Raw genomic sequence first — 15,852 nt, 5'->3', positions numbered from 1 at the left:
GTCCCGGGGCAACGGCGGGCGTACCGCCTAACGGCCCGTGTACCGCGCCCGCAGCTCCCGCTTGAGGACCTTCATGCTGGGCCCGAGCGGCAGCGCGTCCGCGAGGTCCACCCGCCGGGGGTACTTGTGCCTGCCCAGGTGCTCCTTGGACCACTCGATGAGCGCGGCGGCGTCCGGCGCGGTCCCCGGCGCGGGGACGACGACCGCGCACACCTCCTCGCCGTGCAGGTCGTCGGGCAGGCCGATGACGGCGACCTGGGCGACCTCCGGGTGGCGGGTCAAGACCTCCTCGACCTCCCTCGGGTAGACGTTGTAGCCGCCGCGGATGATGACGTCCTTCTTCCGGTCGACGATCCGCAGGAACCCCTCGTCGTCCTTGGTGCCGAGATCGCCGGTGCGGAACCAGCCGTCCACCAGGGCCTCGGCGGTGGCCTCGGGGCGGCCGAGGTAGCCGGAGAAGACGTTGTGGCCGCGGATGACGACCTCGCCCACCTCACCGGGCGGCAGCAGTTCGATCCGGCCCTCCACCTCGGCACGGGCGATCTCCACGTCGATGCCCCACAGCGGGTGGCCGATGGTGCCGGCCTTCGTGCCGAACACCGGCTGGTTGACGGTGGCGGTCGGCGAGGTCTCCGACAGCCCGTACCCCTCGTGGATCTTCGCGCCGAACGCGGCCTCGAACCGCTCCAGGACGGCCACCGGGAGCGAGGCCCCGCCGGAGACGCACACGCGCAGCACCGGGAGCCGCTCCGCTTCCCCGGCGGCCGCCGCGAGGGCGACGAACATGGTGGGCACGCCGTGGAAGGTGTTCACGCCCTTGCGCACCATCAGGTCGATCGCGCGGGCCGCGTCGAAGCGGGGCAGCAGCACGAGCGTGGCGCCGGCCCGCCAGGTGGAGTTGAGCGACACGGTCTGGCCGAAGGCGTGGAACAGCGGCAGCGCGCCGAGGGCGATGTCGTCGGCGCGGATGTCGTTGGCGTCGAAGGCGTTGACGGTCGCGTTCATCACCAGGTTGAAGTGGCTGAGGAGGGCCCCCTTGGGGACACCGGTCGTGCCGCTGGTGTAGAAGATCACCGCGGGGTCGTCGGCGGCCCGGGTGACGTACGACGGGAGGGGTTCGGCGTCGGCCGCGAGCTTCTCGAACTCCGTGCCGAGGGTGACCGCTCGGACGCCCGTGGCGTGTGCGGCGGCCGTGCCGGTCTCCGCCTGGGCCGGGTGGACCAGCAGCAGGGTGGCCCCGCTGTCGCGCAGCACGTGCTCGACCTCCCCGGCCGAGAGCAGCAGGTGCACGGGGACGACGACCCCGCCCGCCGCGGCGATCGCGTAGTACGCCACCGGGAACTCGGCGGTGTTGGGCGCCATGAGGGCGACCCGGTCGCCGGGCCGTACGCCGAGAGCGGTGAGCGCTCCCGCCTGGGCCAGAGCGCGCTGCCACGCGTCGGCGAAGGTGAGCCGCAGGTCGCCTTCGACGAGGGCGGTCCTGCCGGGGCGGCGCCGGGCGTTCTCGGCGAGGATGGCGGCGACGGACAGGGTGGCCATGGAGTGCTGCTCCGTTTCCTTGCTGCGGCTCGTGTACCGGATCCCCTTGCGGGGAGCCTGCGTTGGGGAAGCGTCAGACAGCCCCTAGGGCCTCTCGACCAGGACCGCGCTCCCCTGGCCCACCCCCACGCACATCGTCGCGAGCCCCCGCTCCGCGCCCGTGCGGCGCATCCGGTGCAGCAGGGTGGTGAGGATGCGGGCGCCGGAGCAGCCGAGGGGGTGGCCGAGGGCGATGGCGCCGCCGGTGGGGTTGACCAGGTCGGGGTCGATGCCCAGCTGGTCGACGCACGCGAGTGCCTGCGCGGCGAACGCCTCGTTGAACTCGGCCTCCTGGATGTCGCCGATCTCCCAGCCGGCCCGGGCCAGCGCCTTGCGGGTGGCGGGGACCGGGCCGAGGCCCATCACGTCCGGGTGGACGCCGGCGGAGGCGCCCGCGGTGTAGCGTCCGAGGGACTCCAGCCCCAGTTCGTTCAGGGCCTCCTCGCTGACCAGGAGCAGGCCGGCCGCGCCGTCGTTCATCGGCGAGGCGTTGCCGGCCGTGACGGTGCCGTTCGCGCGGAAGACCGGCTTCAGCCGGGAGAGCTTCTCCAGCGAGGTGTCCTCGCGGACGCACTCGTCCTGCTCGACCACGATGCCGTCGGGGCGCTCGACGGGCAGGAGTTCGTCGTTGAAGTGGCCGTTCTTGCGCGCGGCGGCGGCGAGTTGGTGGCTGCGCAGGGCGAACTCGTCCTGACGCTCGCGGGAGACGTCGTACCGCTCGGCGACCTCCTCGGCGGTCTCGCCCATGGAGAGCAGGCCGTGCAGTTCCTTCATGGCGGGGTTGACCAGCCGCCAGCCGAGCCGGGTGTCGTAGGTCTCGATGCGCTGGGGCAGGGCCTCGTCGGGGCGGGGCAGGACGAAGGGGGCGCGGCTCATGGATTCGGAGCCGCCGGCGATCACGATGTCGGCCTCGCCGGCGGCGATGGTCCGGGCGGCGGTGGTGACCGCTTCGAGTCCGGAGGCGCACAGCCGGTTGACGGTGGCGCCGGGCACGGAGTCGGGCAGTCCGGCGAGCAGGGCGGCCATGCGGGCGACGTTGCGGTTGTCCTCGCCGGCCTGGTTGGCGGCGCCCCAGTAGACGTCGTCGATCCGGGCGGGGTCGAGCGCGGGCACGTCGGCCACCAGGTGGCGGATCACGGTCGCGGCCAGATCGTCGGGGCGGACCGGGGAGAGGGCTCCGCGCAGCTTGCCGATGGGGGTGCGGCGGGCGGCCGCGAAGTGGACGGGACGCACGGCTGGGACTCCTGACCTACGACGCTGTGGATCAGCACGGACCTCGCGACGGCTGTGCACGCTGTCCGGCAGCTATTAATTAGCACTGCTAGTTTTGGACTATAGACCCCCGACCACGCCACTGGGAAGATCCCCATGACCTTCCCCGAGGCTGCTGGAGGAGAGATGCCCCACGTCCGCGAGCACGTCCTCGACGGCACGCACGGAGCCCTCGCCGTACGGGAGTGGCCGCACCCGGCCCCCCGCTGGCTGGCACTCCTGGTGCACGGGTACGGCGAGCACGCCGGCCGGTACGCGGAACTGGCCGCCCGGCTCACCGGGCACGGCGCCGCCGTGTACGCGCCGGACCACGCCGGCCACGGGCGGTCGGCCGGGGAGCGGGTGGTGATCGAGGACTTCGAGGACGTGGTCACGGACGTGCACGCGGTGGCGGACTCGGCCCGCGCCGCGCGACCCGGTCTGCCGCTGGTCCTGGTCGGCCACTCCATGGGCGGGCTGATCGCGGCCCGCTACGCCCAGCGGTACGGCGCGGAACTGACCGCCCTGGTCCTGTCCGGCCCGGTGATCGGCGCCTGGGACCTGCCGGGACGGCTGCTGGCCCTGGACGAGATCCCGGACGTCCCCATCAGCCCGTCCGCGCTCTCCCGGGACCCGGCCGTGGGCTCCGCGTACGCGGCCGATCCCCTGGTCTGGCACGGGCCCATGAAGCGGCCGACGCTGGAGGCGTTCGCCCGGACGCTGGAAACCGTCGCCCGGGGCGGTGACGTCGGCGGGCTGCCGCTGCTGTGGCTGCACGGCGACGACGACCGCCTGGTGCCGCCGGCCGGGAGCCGGACCGGCGTGGAGCGCCTGAGCGGCGGCCGGCTGACCGAGCGGATCTTCCCGGGGGCGCGGCACGAGGTGTTCCACGAGACGTGCCAGGAGGACGTCTTCGCGGAACTGCTGGGCTTCCTGGACCGGGTACTGCCCCGCTGATCAGCCGGTTTGCTCCCCCACGCAGCGGGCACCCGCCCTGTCGGACATGACCGTGGAAGCTGCCGAAAGGGGATATACGGACCATGACCGTGGTCAAGAGCACGCTGCCCGAGGAGGCGCTCGGCGTCACCGGGACCGCCCTGCAGGAGACCCTCGTCGACCTGCTCGGGCTGTCGCTGATCGGCAAGCAGGCGCACTGGAACGTCGTGGGCCCGCGGTTCCGGTCGATCCACCTCCAACTGGACGAGGTGGTCGCCACGGCCCGGAGCCACTCGGACACGGTGGCCGAGCGTGCCGCCGCGCTGGGCGTGCCGCCGGACGGCCGGCCGGAGACCATCGCCGCGTCCTTCGCGCTGCCCGGCGCCAAGGACGGCTGGCTGCGCGACACCGAGGCGGTGGAGCTGATGGTGTCGGCGTTGGAGGCGGCCATCGGCCGGCTGCGCGAGCGGATCGAGGCGACCGAGAAGGCCGACCCGGTCACCCAGGACCTGCTGATCTCCGTCACCGCCGACCTGGAGAAGCAGCGCTGGATGTTCGAGGCGGAGAACCACCCGCGCGACGGCGCCGCCGACTAGTACGCCCACTCCCGCCAGTACACCCACTCCCGCACGGAAGGGGGAGACCCGTGGCCGACGCCCTGGAGATCGAGGCGCTGTGGGAGGACTTCCACCGCGTGGTGAACATGACCTCGGCGGAACTCGCGGCCTGGCTGAAGGTCCGGGACGCCGACGAGGAGACGGAACCGCTGCCGGAGGAGGCGGGCACGCCCACCGGGCAGCACGTCCTCGCCATCCTGCAGAAGCGCCGTACCGACCTCACCGACGACGACGTCCGGGTCATGCACAAGGTCGTCGACACGGTCGATGACCTGGTCGACATGGAGAACGAACCCGAGCCGGAGAGCACGCCGGAGGACACCCGGCGCCGGCACCGGCTGATGACGCTGGGCCACGACCCGCTCAAGCCCTAGCCGGAACCGCGTCATGGACCGGGACGAACGGGTCGTGCGCGAGCTGGTGTCCGAGTACGGGCGGACGTACGCCGAGGAGGCGGGCATCCGCCTGAAGGACACCCCGCAGCCGCTGTACCGGCTGCTCGTGCTGTCCCTGCTGCTCAGCGCCCGGATCCGGGCCTCCGTCGCGGTGGCCGCCGCCCGGGCCCTGCACGAGGACCACCTGGACAGCCCCCGCCGGATGGCCGAGGCCGGCTGGCAGCAGCGGGTGGACGCGCTCGGCCGGGGCGGCTACCGCCGGTACGACGAGCGCACCGCCACTCAGCTCGGGGACGGCGCCGAACTGCTGACCGAGCGCTGGGGAGGCGACCTGCGCCGGCTGCACCGGGAGGCGCACGGAGACACCGGCGAGTTGAAGCGGCTGCTCCAGGAGGAGCCGGGCATCGGCCCGGCCGGCGCCGACATCTTCCTGCGCGAGGCGCAGCGGGTGTGGCCGGACGTCGCGCCCTACCTGGACGCCAAGGCGCTGTCCGGGGCCGGGCGGCTCGGCCTGCCGAAGGACCCGGAGAAGCTGACCGAGCTGGCCGGGGACACCCAACCGGCCGTCCTGGCCGCCGCGTTGGTCCGGGCGGCGCTCGACGGACAGGTGGCCGAAGACTGTCTGCGCCGGGCCGCTTGATCGTGTCAGACTGCTCCCGCACGTCCCGGAGCGACCACCGGGACCGAACGGGTCGAGGAGCAGCACGTGACGGGGACCGGGCCGGAGACGCAGGACGTCATCGACACCACCCGGCCGCATCCGGCCCGGGTGTACGACTGGTTCCTCGGCGGCAAGGACAACTATCCGGTCGACGAGGAGCTGGGCCGGCGGATCTCGGAGATCGACGGGGGCGCCCCGAAGGCCGCCCGCGCCAACCGGGCGTTCATGCGCCGCGGCACGCGGGTGCTGGCCACGGAGTTGGGGATCCGCCAGTTCCTGGACATCGGCACCGGCATACCGACCGAGCCCAACCTGCACCAGATCGCCCAGTCCGTGGCCCCGGACGCCCGCGTGGTGTACGTCGACTACGACCCCATCGTGCTGGCTCACGCGAACGCGCTGCTGCGCGGCACCCCGGAGGGCGTGACGGAGTACGTGCAGGCGGACGCCCGGGATCCGCGCGCGATCCTCGAACAGGCCGCCCGCGTCCTGGACCTCGACCGCCCGGTGGCCCTCTCCCTCATCGCCCTGCTGCACTTCATCGCCGACGAGGACGGCGCCCACGACCTGGTGTCCAACCTGGTCGGCGCGCTGGCGCCGGGCAGTTGTCTGGTGCTGTCGACCATGACGGCCGACTTCGAACCGGAGAACGTCCAGCGGGGCATCGCGGCCTACGCGGCCGGCGGAGTCACCCTGGTGGCGCGTTCGCACGCCGAAGTGGGCACCTTCTTCGCTGGACTCCGGCTGCTGGAGCCCGGGATCGTGTCGGTGGCCGAGTGGCGGCCCGAGGGTGCGCCCGACGGGCCGGTCTCGCTGTACGGCGGGGTCGCGGTCAAGCCCTGACGCCGTCGTACGGCAGGTCCAGCACGCGGGCGACGGTCCGCAGTACGCCGTCGTCGTTGTTGGACGGGGCCAGGTGGCGGGCCCGCCGGATCACCTCGGGGTGGGCACCCTCCATGGCGAAGGACCACTCGGCGGCGTCGAGCATCTCCAGGTCGTTCAGGTAGTCCCCGAACACCATGGTCTGCGCGGGTGTGATGCCGAGCGCCCGCTGGAGGCCGCGCAGGGCGGCCCCCTTGTCGGCGGTGCGGTTCATCACGTCCACCCAGTGCTCGCCGGAGACGACGACCTGGTGGGTGGCGGCGAACGCGGCGAGGGCCGGGGCGGTGGTGTGCTCGGCGGACCCGAAGTCGAACAGCGCCACCTTGATCACCTCGTCGTCCACGGCGGTGACGTCCTCGACGATCCGGTGCTCGACGTAGTACTTGCGCACCTCCGCCAGGAACGGCTCGTCGGTCCGCTCGACGTACGCCGCCCGCTTGCCGCAGACGACCGCGCCGACGTCCGCGCCGTCCGCGCCGTCCGCGACCAGCCGCCGTACCGTCCGGGCGACCCCGGCGGCGACGGACCGGTCCAGCGGGTCGGAACTCAGCTCCACGCCGTCGCGGACCACGTACGTACCGTTCTCCGCGATGAACACCATGCCCTCGGCGACCGCCTCGAACTGCCGGAAGAGGGTGGCGTACTGGCGTCCGCTCGCCGGACTGAACAGCACTCCGCGGCGGCGCAGTTCGGCGAGCATCGGCCACAGCCCGTCGGGGATCCGCTTGGCGTCGTCCAGCAGCGTGCCGTCCATGTCGGTGACGATCAGCCGGATGTCGGCGGGGCCGGCGGGCAGTCCGGAGGCGTCGAGGAGGGGCGTGGGCGTGGCGGGCATGTCCTTCTTCCGGTCGGGGGCGGGATACCGGTCCAGTGTTCCTCATGCGCCTCGCGGGCCCGGAACCGCCCGGAGGGCCGGGGCGCACGGCTGCCCGGGACCTCCCGGGGCGGCCCGCAAGCCTGCCCGGAACCGCCCACCGTGCCCGTTTCCCGGGACAGCGCGATCACCGGGGGGCACAATGACGGCGGAGAACCGCACGTGAGAAGGGCGGACAGGTGAGCGAGGTCGACTCCCCGGGGGCCGGATCGGCACGGCTGGACACCACCGTGGCGCACAACGCCCGGGTCTGGAACTACTGGATCGGCGGCAAGGACCACTACGAGGTCGACCAGCGGGTGGGCGAACAGATCGCCGGGATGTTCCCGGTGATCCGGGCGGTGGCGCGCGCGGACCGGGAGTTCCTGGGGCGGGCGGTGCGCTTCCTGGCCGCCGAGCGGGGCATCCGGCAGTTCCTCGACATCGGCACCGGCCTGCCGACCGCCGACAACACGCACGAGATCGCGCAGCGGATCGCCCCCGAGTCCCGGATCGTGTACGTCGACAACGACCCGATCGTGCTCGTGCACGCCCGCTCGCTGCTCACCAGCTCCCCCGAGGGCGTCACGGACTACGTCGACGCCGACGCGCACGACCCGGACCGCATCCTGGAGCGGGCCGCCGAGACCCTGGACCTGACCCGGCCGGTCGCGGTGCTGATGCTGGGCATCCTCAACTTCGTGCTGGACACCGCCGAGGCCCGGGACATCGTGCGCCGGCTGCTGGCGGCGCTGCCCGCGGGCAGCCACCTGGTCCTCACCCATCCGACGTACGACCCCGACGTGGGCGGCGAGGGCAACGTGGCCGCCATGGAGTTCTGGAACGCCCACGCCACCCCGCCGATCACCGCGCGTGGCCGCGCCGAGATCGCCGGGTTCCTGGAGGGCCTGGACCTGGTGGAGCCGGGCCTGGTGCCGTGCTCGCAGTGGCGCGCCGAGTCGGCCTCCGCCGCCCCGGTGCCGCAGTTCGGCGCGGTGGCCGTGAAACCCTGACCCCGGCCGCGCGCGGGCCGGGCCCGCCGAGGAGGACGTATGACGACTTTTGCCGACCCCGTGCCCGGCGGCCGTCCCGGAGACCTGCGCCGGGTCGCCGGTCTCACCGCCGACCTGACCGCGCGGGGCGTGCACGGCGTCGTGCTGGCGTACGTGGACACCGCGGGCGTCGGCCGGGTGAAGACGATCCCCACGGCGCGGCTGGAGGCGGCCGTGTCCTGGGGCGTCGGCATGTCCCCGGTGTTCGACACCTTTCTCGCCGACGACTCGATCGTCACCACCGACGCGCTCGGCTCCCCCGACGGCGACCTCAGGCTCTACCCGGACCTGGACCGGCTGGTGCCGCTCGCCGGCCAGCCCGGCTGGGCGTGGGCGCCGGTGGACCGGATCACCCAGGAGGGCGCCCGGCACCCCGGCTGTGCCCGGACGTTCCTGCGCCGGACCGTCACGGACGCCGCCGAACGGCACGGCCTCGCCTTCAAGGCGGCGATCGAGATCGAGTGGTCCGTCGGGCTGGGCTCGGCGCCCGCCGGGGAGTTCGTACCGGCCGTCTCCGGCCCGGCGTACGGCGCGATCCGGCAGGTCGGCCTGAGCGACTACACCGCCGATCTGCTGGCCGCGTGCGCCGCGCAGGGCGTGGACGTCGACCAGCTGCACCCCGAGTACGCGCCCGGACAGTTCGAGATCTCGGTGGGCGCCCGGGATCCGGTGACGGCGGCCGACCTCAGTGTGCTGGTCCGCCAGACGATCCGGGCGGTGGCCCAGCGGCACGGCCTGCGGGTCTCGTTCGCGCCCGCGGTGTCCGCCGAGGGCGTCGGCAACGGCGGCCATCTGCACCTGTCCTGCTGGCGCGACGGCGTGAACCTGCACGCCGGCGGCGAGCGCCGGTACGGCATGACGGCCGAGGCGGAGTCCTTCGCGGCCGGGGTCCTCGCCCACCTCCCGGCCCTGACGGCGGTCACCGCCCCCAGCCCGGCCAGCTATCTCCGGCTGAAGCCCTCCCAGTGGGCCGGGGTCTTCACCGCCTGGGGCCGCGAGACCCGGGAGGCCGCCCTGCGGATGATCACGGGCACGGCGGGCCGCCACGACCAGGACGCCAACATGGAGGTCAAACCGGTCGACCTGGCCGCCAATCCGTATCTGGCCCTCGGCTGCGTGATCGCCGCGGGACTCGACGGCGTCACGGCGTCCCGCGCCCTGCCCGACGAGATCACCGGCGATCCGGCCCGCTTCGGCGCCGACGAGGCGGCGGCCCTGGGCGTACGGCGGCTGCCGCGGTCGCTGCCGGAGGCGGTCGAGGAGTTCCGCGCGGACCCGGTGCCGCGGGCCGCGCTCGGCCCGGTCCTCGCGGACGCGGTGATCGCCGTACGGCTCGGCGAGGCGGCGGCCGTCGAGGGGCTCGGCCCCGACCAGGTGGCGGCGGCCTACCGCTGGGCGTACTGAGATGGCCGCCTCCGGACCGGTCCACGAGGCCCTCGCCGCGCTGCCGCTCGTCGACCACCACTGCCACGGCGCGGTCACGGCCGACCTGAGCGGCACGGAGTTCGCGTCCCTGATCACCGAGGGCGCGGCCTGGCCGGGCGTCTCGCCCTTCGACAGCCCCGTCGGCCTGGCCGTACGCCGCCACTGCGCTCCCCTGCTGGACCTCCCCCGGCACGCGCCGCCCGCCGACTACGTGGCCCGGCGCGCGCAGCTCGGCTGGCGGGAGGTCAACCGCCGCTTCCTGACGGCGGCCGGAGCCGGGGTGTTCTGCGTGGACACCGGCTACGCCCCGCACCCGGTCACCACCCCCGCCGAGCTGGCGGCGGCGTCCGGCTCGGCCGCCCGCGAGGTCGTACGGCTGGAGCAGGTCGCCGAGTCGGTGGCGGCACGGGGCGTGGATGCGGGCGAGTACGCGGCCGTGTTCCGCGCCGCCGCCGAGGAGGCCGTACGGCGGCCGGACGTGGTGGCGGTGAAGTCGGTCGCGGCCTACCGCACGGGGTTCGCCCTGGACCCGGAGCGCCCGGCGGAGGCCGAGGTGACGGAGGCCGCCCGGCACTGGCTGGCACGGGGCGGACGCCTCACGGACCCGGTCCTGGTCCGGCACGTGCTGTGGACCGCCGTCGAACTGGGACTGCCGCTGCAACTGCACACCGGCTTCGGCGACGCGGACGTACGGCTGCACCGCGCGGACCCCGCCCTGCTCACCGACTGGCTGCACCGGACCGCCGGCACGATCCCGGTGCTGCTGCTGCACTGCTGGCCGTACCACCGCCAGGCCGCCTATCTGGCCGCGGTGTTCGAGCAGGTGTACCTGGACGTCGGACTCGCCCTGCACTACACCGGCCCGGCCCGCTGCCGGGCGGTACTGGAGGAGGCGCTGGAGATCACTCCGTTCCGCAAACTGCTGTACAGCTCCGACGCCTATGGTGTGGCCGAGTTCCACCACCTGGGTGCCCTGTGCTTCCGGCAGGGTCTCGCCGATCTGCTGCAAGAACGCGTGGACGCCGACGAGTTGAGCCTTGCCGACGCCCTGCGGATCGCATCCTGGACGGGCCGCGACAACGCCCGCCGACTGTACGGACCGTCCGTATCCGAACCGGCCCGCGATTCCAGCGGGCGCCCCACCCGGAAAGTATGATCAAGCAATGTCTGACATGACCGAAACCACGCCCGGCTGGCTGACCACGGACGAGCTGGAGATGGCCAGGGCCCGGATGCCGATCCTGTACGTCGAAGCCGTGCCCGTGCGCGTGGACGACAGCGGTGAAGTCACCAGCATCGGACTGCTGCTGCGCATCGGCCCCGACGGCACGGTCAGCCGGACCCTGGTCTCCGGCCGGGTGCTGCACCACGAGCGGGTCCGCGACGCGCTGCTGCGCCACTTGGAGAAGGACCTCGGTCCGGTCGCCCTGCCGCGCGTCCCGGCCTCGCTCCAGCCGTTCACGGTCGCGGAGTACTTCCCGACGGCGGGCATCACGCCGTATCACGACCCGCGTCAGCACGCGGTGTCCCTGGCCTACGTCGTGCCGGTGACCGGCGACTGCCGGCCCCGCCAGGACGCGCTGGACCTCGTCTGGTTCAGCCCCCAGGAGGCCGCCTCCCCGGCGGTGCAGAACGAGATGCCGGGCGGACACGGGGTCCTGCTGAAGCAGGCGCTGGCGCACGTGGGGCTGGCCTTGTGACCGGCCGTCAGCAACGCCCCGCCGCACGGGAAGAGGAAGCGGCTACTCCATAATTCCCGGGAAAGCGGACTTCCACGGCGGCCGTCACGAGGTGAGAGTGCGGCCGCCCCAGGAAATGCAGCGGATTTCCCGGGACCGTTCGAGGGGCGGAGCGCGGACCAGGTGGCCGCCGAGGCGGTGACCGCCACCCGGAACGCCGCGTCGCCGCGCATGCCGGCAAGGTCGAAAGGCGGACCGTTCGACACGATCGAGGGCCGGTTCCGGATGTCTCCGGAACCGGCCCTCACCGGCGACTCTCACAAGTCGGGACGACAGGATTTGAACCTGCGACCCCTTGACCCCCAGTCAAGTGCGCTACCAAGCTGCGCCACGTCCCGGTGCCGTCTGACCTGGGGTTTCCCCCGGCCGAACGCGCAGGGAAACAATACCGCACTCGGGTCGGTGGTCGCGCGCCCCTTTTCCTGTTGACCTCGACTTTGGTTGAGGTTGCACGATCGTCGGCATGACGCTCGCAACGGACCAGAGCCGTACGTACGGCTACGACGACCTGCCCCGGCTCATGGGGCTGATGACCGGCGACGAGAAGCACGGACCGGCCGCCACCTCGACACTCGACGCGCTGTGGGTGCTCTACGACCGGGTGCTCCGGGTCACTCCGGAGCGGCGGGACGACCCGGCCCGGGACCGCTTCCTGCTGAGCAAGGGACACGGGCCCATGGCGTACTACGCCGTGCTGGCCGCGAAGGGGTTCCTGCCCGTCGAGTGGCTGCCCGGCTTCGGCTCCTACGACTCCCCGCTCGGACACCACCCGGACCGGGTGCTGGTGCCGGGGGCCGAGATCGGCAGCGGATCGCTCGGGCACGGGCTGCCGATCGCCGTGGGCACCGCGCTGGGCCTGCGGGCACAGGGCCGGCCCGAGCCGGCGGTCTGGGTGCTGATCGGGGACGCCGAGCTGGACGAGGGCAGCAACCACGAGGCGATCGCCTTCGCGGGCCCCGCCGGGCTGGACCGGCTGCACACCGTCGTGATCGACAACTCCTCCGCCAGCCACGCGCTGCCCGGCGGTATCGCCGCCCGGTTCAAGGCCGCGGGCTGGTCCGCGGTGACCGTCGACGGGCGCGACCACGAGGCGCTGTACGCCGCGTTCACCGCTCCGCATCCCGGCCGGCCGCATGTCGTCGTGGCCCGCGTCGGGCCGAAGAACGCCTGACTTCCCGGAAAGGGTCTTTTCGATGGACACCATGCGTGACCGTTTCGCCCCCGTCGTCTCCCGGCTGCTGGACGAGGACCCCCGGGTCGCGGTCGTCCTCGCCGAGATCGGCCGGGACGGGTTCCGCGAGGCCGAACGCCGGCACCCCGACCGGGTGATCAACGTCGGCATCCGTGAACAGTTGCTGGTCGGCACGGCGGCGGGGCTGGCGCTCACCGGGCTTCGGCCGATCGTGCACACCTTCGCCAGCTTCCTCGTGGAGCGGCCGTTCGAGCAGGTCAAGCTGGATCTGGGGCATCAGGACACGGGCGCGGTGCTGGTGAGTGCCGCCGCCTCCTTCGACTGGCCGGCCGGCGGCTTCACCCACATGGCCCCCGGCGACGTGGCCCTCCTCGACACGCTGGACGGCTGGACCGTACATGTGCCCGGGCACCCGGACGAGGCCGAGACGCTGCTGCACCACGCGGCCGCGGCGGGCGACGACCGGGTGTACGTGCGGCTGTCCGTGCAGTCCAACCGGCAGGGCCGGGTGATCGACGGCCGGCACTTCGTCACGGTCCGCAAGGGCCGCTCGGGTGTGGTGCTCGCCGTGGGCCCGATGCTGGACGCGGTCCTCACGGCGACGGAGGGCCTGGACGTGACCGTGCTGTACGCGACGACCGTACGACCGTTCGACGCGGCCGGGCTGCGCCGGGCGACGGAGGCGGCGGGCACGGACGTCGTGCTGGTCGAGCCGTACCTGGCCGGGACGTCGACGGCCGCGGCGACCGAGGCACTGGCCGATGTCCCGCACCGGGTCCTCGGCCTCGGCGTCGCCCGCCGCGAACTTCGCCGCTACGGCACGATCGAGGAACATGTGGCCGCCCATGGTCTGGACGCGGCGACCTTGCGGGAGCGGATCGGCCACTTCATGGATGCGGGGCGGGTGACGGCGGGACGCGGCTGAGCGCCTGCCCTCCGGGTGGGGCGGCGGAGTGGGTCATGCCGGCACGCACGAACCAGGTCATGGGCGACGCTCCCCCGCCCAGGGTCCGGCGGAGCCGGCCCCGTCACCCCGGATCAGGTCCCCCCGCCCACGCGCACAAGGCACGGCCCGGCACGGTGGCACCGGCTCCCGCCGAATCACGCCCAGCCCTCGGCCCCCGTCTCGCGGAGGTGGTCCCGTCGCCCGGGATCACACCCGACCCTCGTAACCAGGGTCTGCCGGAACCGGTCCCCTCGTCCGGATCAGGTCACCCCCCGCCCGCGCGCACAAGACATGGCCCGGCACAGCGGCACCGGCTCCCCGGATCACGCCCGGCCCTTGCGCGCCATCACGCCCGACACTCGGCCCTCGTCTCGCGGAGCCGGTCCCCTCGTCCGGATCAGGTCACCCCCCGCCCGCGCGCACAAGGCACGGCCCGGCACGGTGGCACCGGCCCCCCGGATCACGCTCGGCCCTCGCACCCCGGGATGTTGCGGATGCGGTGCCGTCGACGCCGCCCAGGTCAGGGCGCGGTGGATGCCGTCGCGTCGGCTCGGGTCAAGTCGCGGATCGGGGGGATCGCCAGCAGGATGGCCGCCACCGCGAGGCTCACCACCGCCGCGGTCAGCAGGACGTGGTCGGCGCCCAGGGATCCGGCCGCCGGGCCCGCGAGGGCCTGGCCGACCGGCATCATGGCCAGGGAGCCGGCCACGTCGTAGGCGTGGATGCGGTTGAGGACGTCGGCCGGGACCTGGGTCTGCACGGTGGTCGCCCACATCACGCCCCAGAACGACATCCCGGCGCCCGCGACCGCGGCCCCGGCCGCCATCGCCGGTACGCCGAGGCCCGCTCCGACGGTCGCCGGGAAGCCGAAGAAGGCGAAGAGGGAGAGGGCGCCCGCGCGGAGCATGCGGCGGGGGCGCAGCCGCAGGGCGAGCAGGCCGCCGACCACCGTGCCCGCGCCGAGGGCCGAGTTGACCAGGCCGTAGGCGCCCGCGCCGTGGTGCCGGACCACCTCGGTGGCCACCAGGGGCACGGTCGGGCCCCATACGGCGATCATGTAGAGGCACCAGACGGCGATCACGCCCCACAGCCAGGCGCGGGAGCGGAACTCCCGCCAGCCGTCGACGAGATCGGCGCGGAAGGCGCGCAGGGCGGAGCCGGTGGCGGCGCGGGCGGCGACGGGGAGCGGGCGCAGCCGGAGGAGCAGCAGGCACAGCGCGCTGAGCGCGTAGGTGGCGGCGTGCGCGGCGAAGACCCCGCCGGGCGAGGCGAGGCCCACCAGGACGCCGGCCACGGCCGGACCGGCGAGCTGGGCGGCGGACTCGGCGATGCGGATGGCGCCGTTGGCGCCCTGGATGTCGGTGGCGAGGCGGGGCACGGTGCTGGCCACGCCGGGCTGGAAGACCGCGCCGGCCACGCCGTTGACGACGCCGATGGCGCAGATCTGCCACAGCACCACGTGCCCGGTGAAGAACAGGCCGGCGGCGACGGACTGGGTGCCGAGCCGGACGAGGTCGGCGCCGATCATCAGCCTGCGGGTGCTGAACCGGTCGGCGATGACCCCGCCGAAGACGACCAGCCCGGCGAACGCGGCGGCCGTGGAGGCCATGGCGAGGCCGACCGCGCCCGCGCCGTACCCGTGTTCCAGCAGGCCCGCGGCGAGGGCGACGGGCAGCATGGTGTCGCCGAGGCGGGCGACGGCCCGGGCCACGAAGAAGAGCGCGAAGTCCCGCGACCAGACCGCCGGGGCGTCGGCCGCCGCCTTCCGCACACCCTGGGCGGCGACATCCCGCCGCGCGTCCGTACCGGTCATCCCGAGTGTTCCCCTCCCCGACCCGGCCGTTCCCCCCGCCCGTGCCGTTCCCCGTCCGTACCGCTTCCCGCCCGTGCTGTGGCCGCTCGCCGCCCACCGAGGCGGGATCATGCCACCCCCCGGCCGCGCCCGCCGGGCTTTTCAGTCCCCGGCCGGACGCCCCAGCTCCGGATGGACGTCGAGGAGTCGCGTCGGGGCGGCCTGGCGCCAGGAGTCGGCCAGGATGTCCCGCAGCTCGTCCTCGTCCTCCAGGGCGGCGAGTCTCGCTCTCACCCAGGCGAACTGTGCCTCGTGGTCGGCGATCCAGAACTTCTCCGGCTCGGCCAGCACCAGTTCGTCGCGCTCCTCCTTGGGGCAGCGCACGGCGATGGACGTCTCGTCCTCGGGGAGGGTCGCGAACATCTTCCCGGCGACCCGGAACGTGGGCATGCTCCAGGCGATCTTCTCCGTGGTGTCCGGCAGGGACAAGGCGATTCGGCGTACGTCGTGTGCATCCGGCATGCCACGCACGG

Annotated in this window: 16 protein-coding genes and 1 tRNA gene; 11 read left to right on the top strand and 6 right to left on the bottom strand. The window is 73.6% G+C overall.

The window, feature by feature from the left end:
• Positions 1-27: 27 nt before the first annotated feature.
• Together OO52_RS20270 and OO52_RS20265 are read right to left on the bottom strand one after the other, a co-directional pair.
• A complete protein-coding gene (locus OO52_RS20270; protein ID WP_030646887.1) occupies positions 28-1,539 on the bottom strand; it encodes a long-chain-fatty-acid--CoA ligase in 1,512 nt (503 codons plus the stop codon).
• Between the two features lie 84 nt (positions 1,540-1,623).
• Positions 1,624-2,811, bottom strand: coding sequence for a thiolase family protein (locus tag OO52_RS20265; RefSeq protein WP_030646885.1), 1,188 nt, complete (start codon positions 2,809-2,811; stop codon positions 1,624-1,626).
• Between the two features lie 165 nt (positions 2,812-2,976).
• Here OO52_RS20265 and OO52_RS20260 point away from each other — a divergent pair, with 165 nt between their 5' ends.
• The 5 genes from OO52_RS20260 to OO52_RS20240 all read left to right on the top strand — a co-directional run bounded on the left by OO52_RS20260 (position 2,977) and on the right by OO52_RS20240 (position 6,281).
• Complete coding sequence (locus tag OO52_RS20260; protein ID WP_030646884.1) at positions 2,977-3,786, top strand: alpha/beta hydrolase; 810 nt, start codon at positions 2,977-2,979, stop codon at positions 3,784-3,786.
• 83 nt (positions 3,787-3,869) lie between these two features.
• On the top strand, positions 3,870-4,361 hold the full coding sequence (locus tag OO52_RS20255; RefSeq protein WP_030646881.1) for a Dps family protein: 492 nt from the start codon (positions 3,870-3,872) through the stop codon (positions 4,359-4,361).
• 50 nt (positions 4,362-4,411) lie between these two features.
• Positions 4,412-4,756: a DUF3140 domain-containing protein gene (locus OO52_RS20250; protein WP_030646879.1), complete on the top strand. Its 345-nt coding sequence runs from the start codon at positions 4,412-4,414 to the stop codon at positions 4,754-4,756.
• Positions 4,757-4,769: 13 nt separating this feature from the next.
• A complete protein-coding gene (locus OO52_RS20245) occupies positions 4,770-5,417 on the top strand; it encodes an endonuclease (protein ID WP_030646877.1) in 648 nt (215 codons plus the stop codon).
• 66 nt (positions 5,418-5,483) lie between these two features.
• Positions 5,484-6,281: an SAM-dependent methyltransferase gene (locus OO52_RS20240; RefSeq protein ID WP_030646875.1), complete on the top strand. Its 798-nt coding sequence runs from the start codon at positions 5,484-5,486 to the stop codon at positions 6,279-6,281.
• Here the strand turns inward: OO52_RS20240 and OO52_RS20235 are convergent.
• Positions 6,271-7,155 (bottom strand): Cof-type HAD-IIB family hydrolase, encoded by an 885-nt coding sequence (locus tag OO52_RS20235; protein WP_030646872.1) that lies wholly within the window; start codon positions 7,153-7,155, stop codon positions 6,271-6,273. The two genes, OO52_RS20240 and OO52_RS20235, sit on opposite strands and share 11 nt — an antisense overlap.
• A 218-nt stretch (positions 7,156-7,373) precedes the next feature.
• On the opposite strand from OO52_RS20235, the gene OO52_RS20230 reads away from it, so the two are divergent.
• The 4 genes from OO52_RS20230 to OO52_RS20215 are packed head-to-tail and all read left to right on the top strand — an operon-like array spanning position 7,374 to position 11,350.
• A complete protein-coding gene (locus OO52_RS20230; protein ID WP_030646870.1) occupies positions 7,374-8,186 on the top strand; it encodes an SAM-dependent methyltransferase in 813 nt (270 codons plus the stop codon).
• Between the two features lie 39 nt (positions 8,187-8,225).
• Complete coding sequence (locus OO52_RS20225) at positions 8,226-9,629, top strand: glutamine synthetase family protein (protein WP_030646868.1); 1,404 nt, start codon at positions 8,226-8,228, stop codon at positions 9,627-9,629.
• Position 9,630: 1 nt separating this feature from the next.
• Positions 9,631-10,806, top strand: a complete 1,176-nt coding sequence (locus OO52_RS20220; protein WP_030646866.1) for an amidohydrolase family protein — start codon at positions 9,631-9,633, stop codon at positions 10,804-10,806.
• Positions 10,807-10,822: 16 nt separating this feature from the next.
• Positions 10,823-11,350, top strand: a complete 528-nt coding sequence (locus OO52_RS20215; protein ID WP_030646864.1) for an NUDIX hydrolase family protein — start codon at positions 10,823-10,825, stop codon at positions 11,348-11,350.
• A gap of 303 nt (positions 11,351-11,653) precedes the next feature.
• On the opposite strand, the gene OO52_RS20210 is transcribed toward OO52_RS20215, so the two are convergent.
• Positions 11,654-11,727, bottom strand: a tRNA-Pro gene (locus OO52_RS20210).
• 125 nt (positions 11,728-11,852) lie between these two features.
• Between OO52_RS20210 and OO52_RS20205 the strand changes: the two genes are divergently transcribed.
• Together OO52_RS20205 and OO52_RS20200 are read left to right on the top strand one after the other, a co-directional pair.
• The gene (locus tag OO52_RS20205) at positions 11,853-12,560 is read left to right on the top strand and encodes a transketolase (RefSeq protein ID WP_030646862.1); all 708 of its coding nucleotides are present in this window, start codon (positions 11,853-11,855) and stop codon (positions 12,558-12,560) included.
• 22 nt (positions 12,561-12,582) lie between these two features.
• Positions 12,583-13,506 carry a transketolase family protein gene (locus OO52_RS20200; RefSeq protein WP_030646860.1) on the top strand — a complete coding sequence of 308 codons (924 nt, stop codon included), beginning with the start codon at positions 12,583-12,585 and terminating at the stop codon, positions 13,504-13,506.
• Between the two features lie 541 nt (positions 13,507-14,047).
• Here the strand turns inward: OO52_RS20200 and OO52_RS20195 are convergent.
• Positions 14,048-15,340, bottom strand: coding sequence for an MFS transporter (locus tag OO52_RS20195; protein ID WP_030646858.1), 1,293 nt, complete (start codon positions 15,338-15,340; stop codon positions 14,048-14,050).
• Between the two features lie 141 nt (positions 15,341-15,481).
• Positions 15,482-15,841, bottom strand: coding sequence for an MmcQ/YjbR family DNA-binding protein (locus OO52_RS20190; RefSeq protein ID WP_030646856.1), 360 nt, complete (start codon positions 15,839-15,841; stop codon positions 15,482-15,484).
• Between the last annotated feature and the right edge of the window lie 11 nt (positions 15,842-15,852).

The sequence above is a fragment of the Streptomyces flaveolus genome, from assembly GCF_000716535.1.
In the GTDB taxonomy this organism is placed as follows: domain Bacteria; phylum Actinomycetota; class Actinomycetes; order Streptomycetales; family Streptomycetaceae; genus Streptomyces; species Streptomyces flaveolus_A.
The sequence above is the reverse complement of the archived record's forward strand: the minus strand, read 5'-3'. Positions and strand labels throughout refer to the sequence as shown.

What these genes read in the sequence shown, in the direction of transcription:
- OO52_RS20190 (WP_030646856.1), bottom strand. Translation starts at nt 15,841, where the DNA reads ATGCCGGATGCACACGACGTACGCCGAATCGCCTTGTCCCTGCCGGAC.
- OO52_RS20235 (WP_030646872.1), bottom strand. Translation starts at nt 7,155, where the DNA reads ATGCCCGCCACGCCCACGCCCCTCCTCGACGCCTCCGGACTGCCCGCC.
- OO52_RS20225 (WP_030646868.1), top strand. Translation starts at nt 8,226, where the DNA reads ATGACGACTTTTGCCGACCCCGTGCCCGGCGGCCGTCCCGGAGACCTG.
- OO52_RS20205 (WP_030646862.1), top strand. Translation starts at nt 11,853, where the DNA reads ATGACGCTCGCAACGGACCAGAGCCGTACGTACGGCTACGACGACCTG.
- OO52_RS20260 (WP_030646884.1), top strand. Translation starts at nt 2,977, where the DNA reads ATGCCCCACGTCCGCGAGCACGTCCTCGACGGCACGCACGGAGCCCTC.
- OO52_RS20215 (WP_030646864.1), top strand. Translation starts at nt 10,823, where the DNA reads ATGACCGAAACCACGCCCGGCTGGCTGACCACGGACGAGCTGGAGATG.
- OO52_RS20195 (WP_030646858.1), bottom strand. Translation starts at nt 15,340, where the DNA reads ATGACCGGTACGGACGCGCGGCGGGATGTCGCCGCCCAGGGTGTGCGG.
- OO52_RS20270 (WP_030646887.1), bottom strand. Translation starts at nt 1,539, where the DNA reads ATGGCCACCCTGTCCGTCGCCGCCATCCTCGCCGAGAACGCCCGGCGC.
- OO52_RS20220 (WP_030646866.1), top strand. Translation starts at nt 9,631, where the DNA reads ATGGCCGCCTCCGGACCGGTCCACGAGGCCCTCGCCGCGCTGCCGCTC.
- OO52_RS20255 (WP_030646881.1), top strand. Translation starts at nt 3,870, where the DNA reads ATGACCGTGGTCAAGAGCACGCTGCCCGAGGAGGCGCTCGGCGTCACC.
- OO52_RS20245 (WP_030646877.1), top strand. Translation starts at nt 4,770, where the DNA reads ATGGACCGGGACGAACGGGTCGTGCGCGAGCTGGTGTCCGAGTACGGG.
- OO52_RS20200 (WP_030646860.1), top strand. Translation starts at nt 12,583, where the DNA reads ATGGACACCATGCGTGACCGTTTCGCCCCCGTCGTCTCCCGGCTGCTG.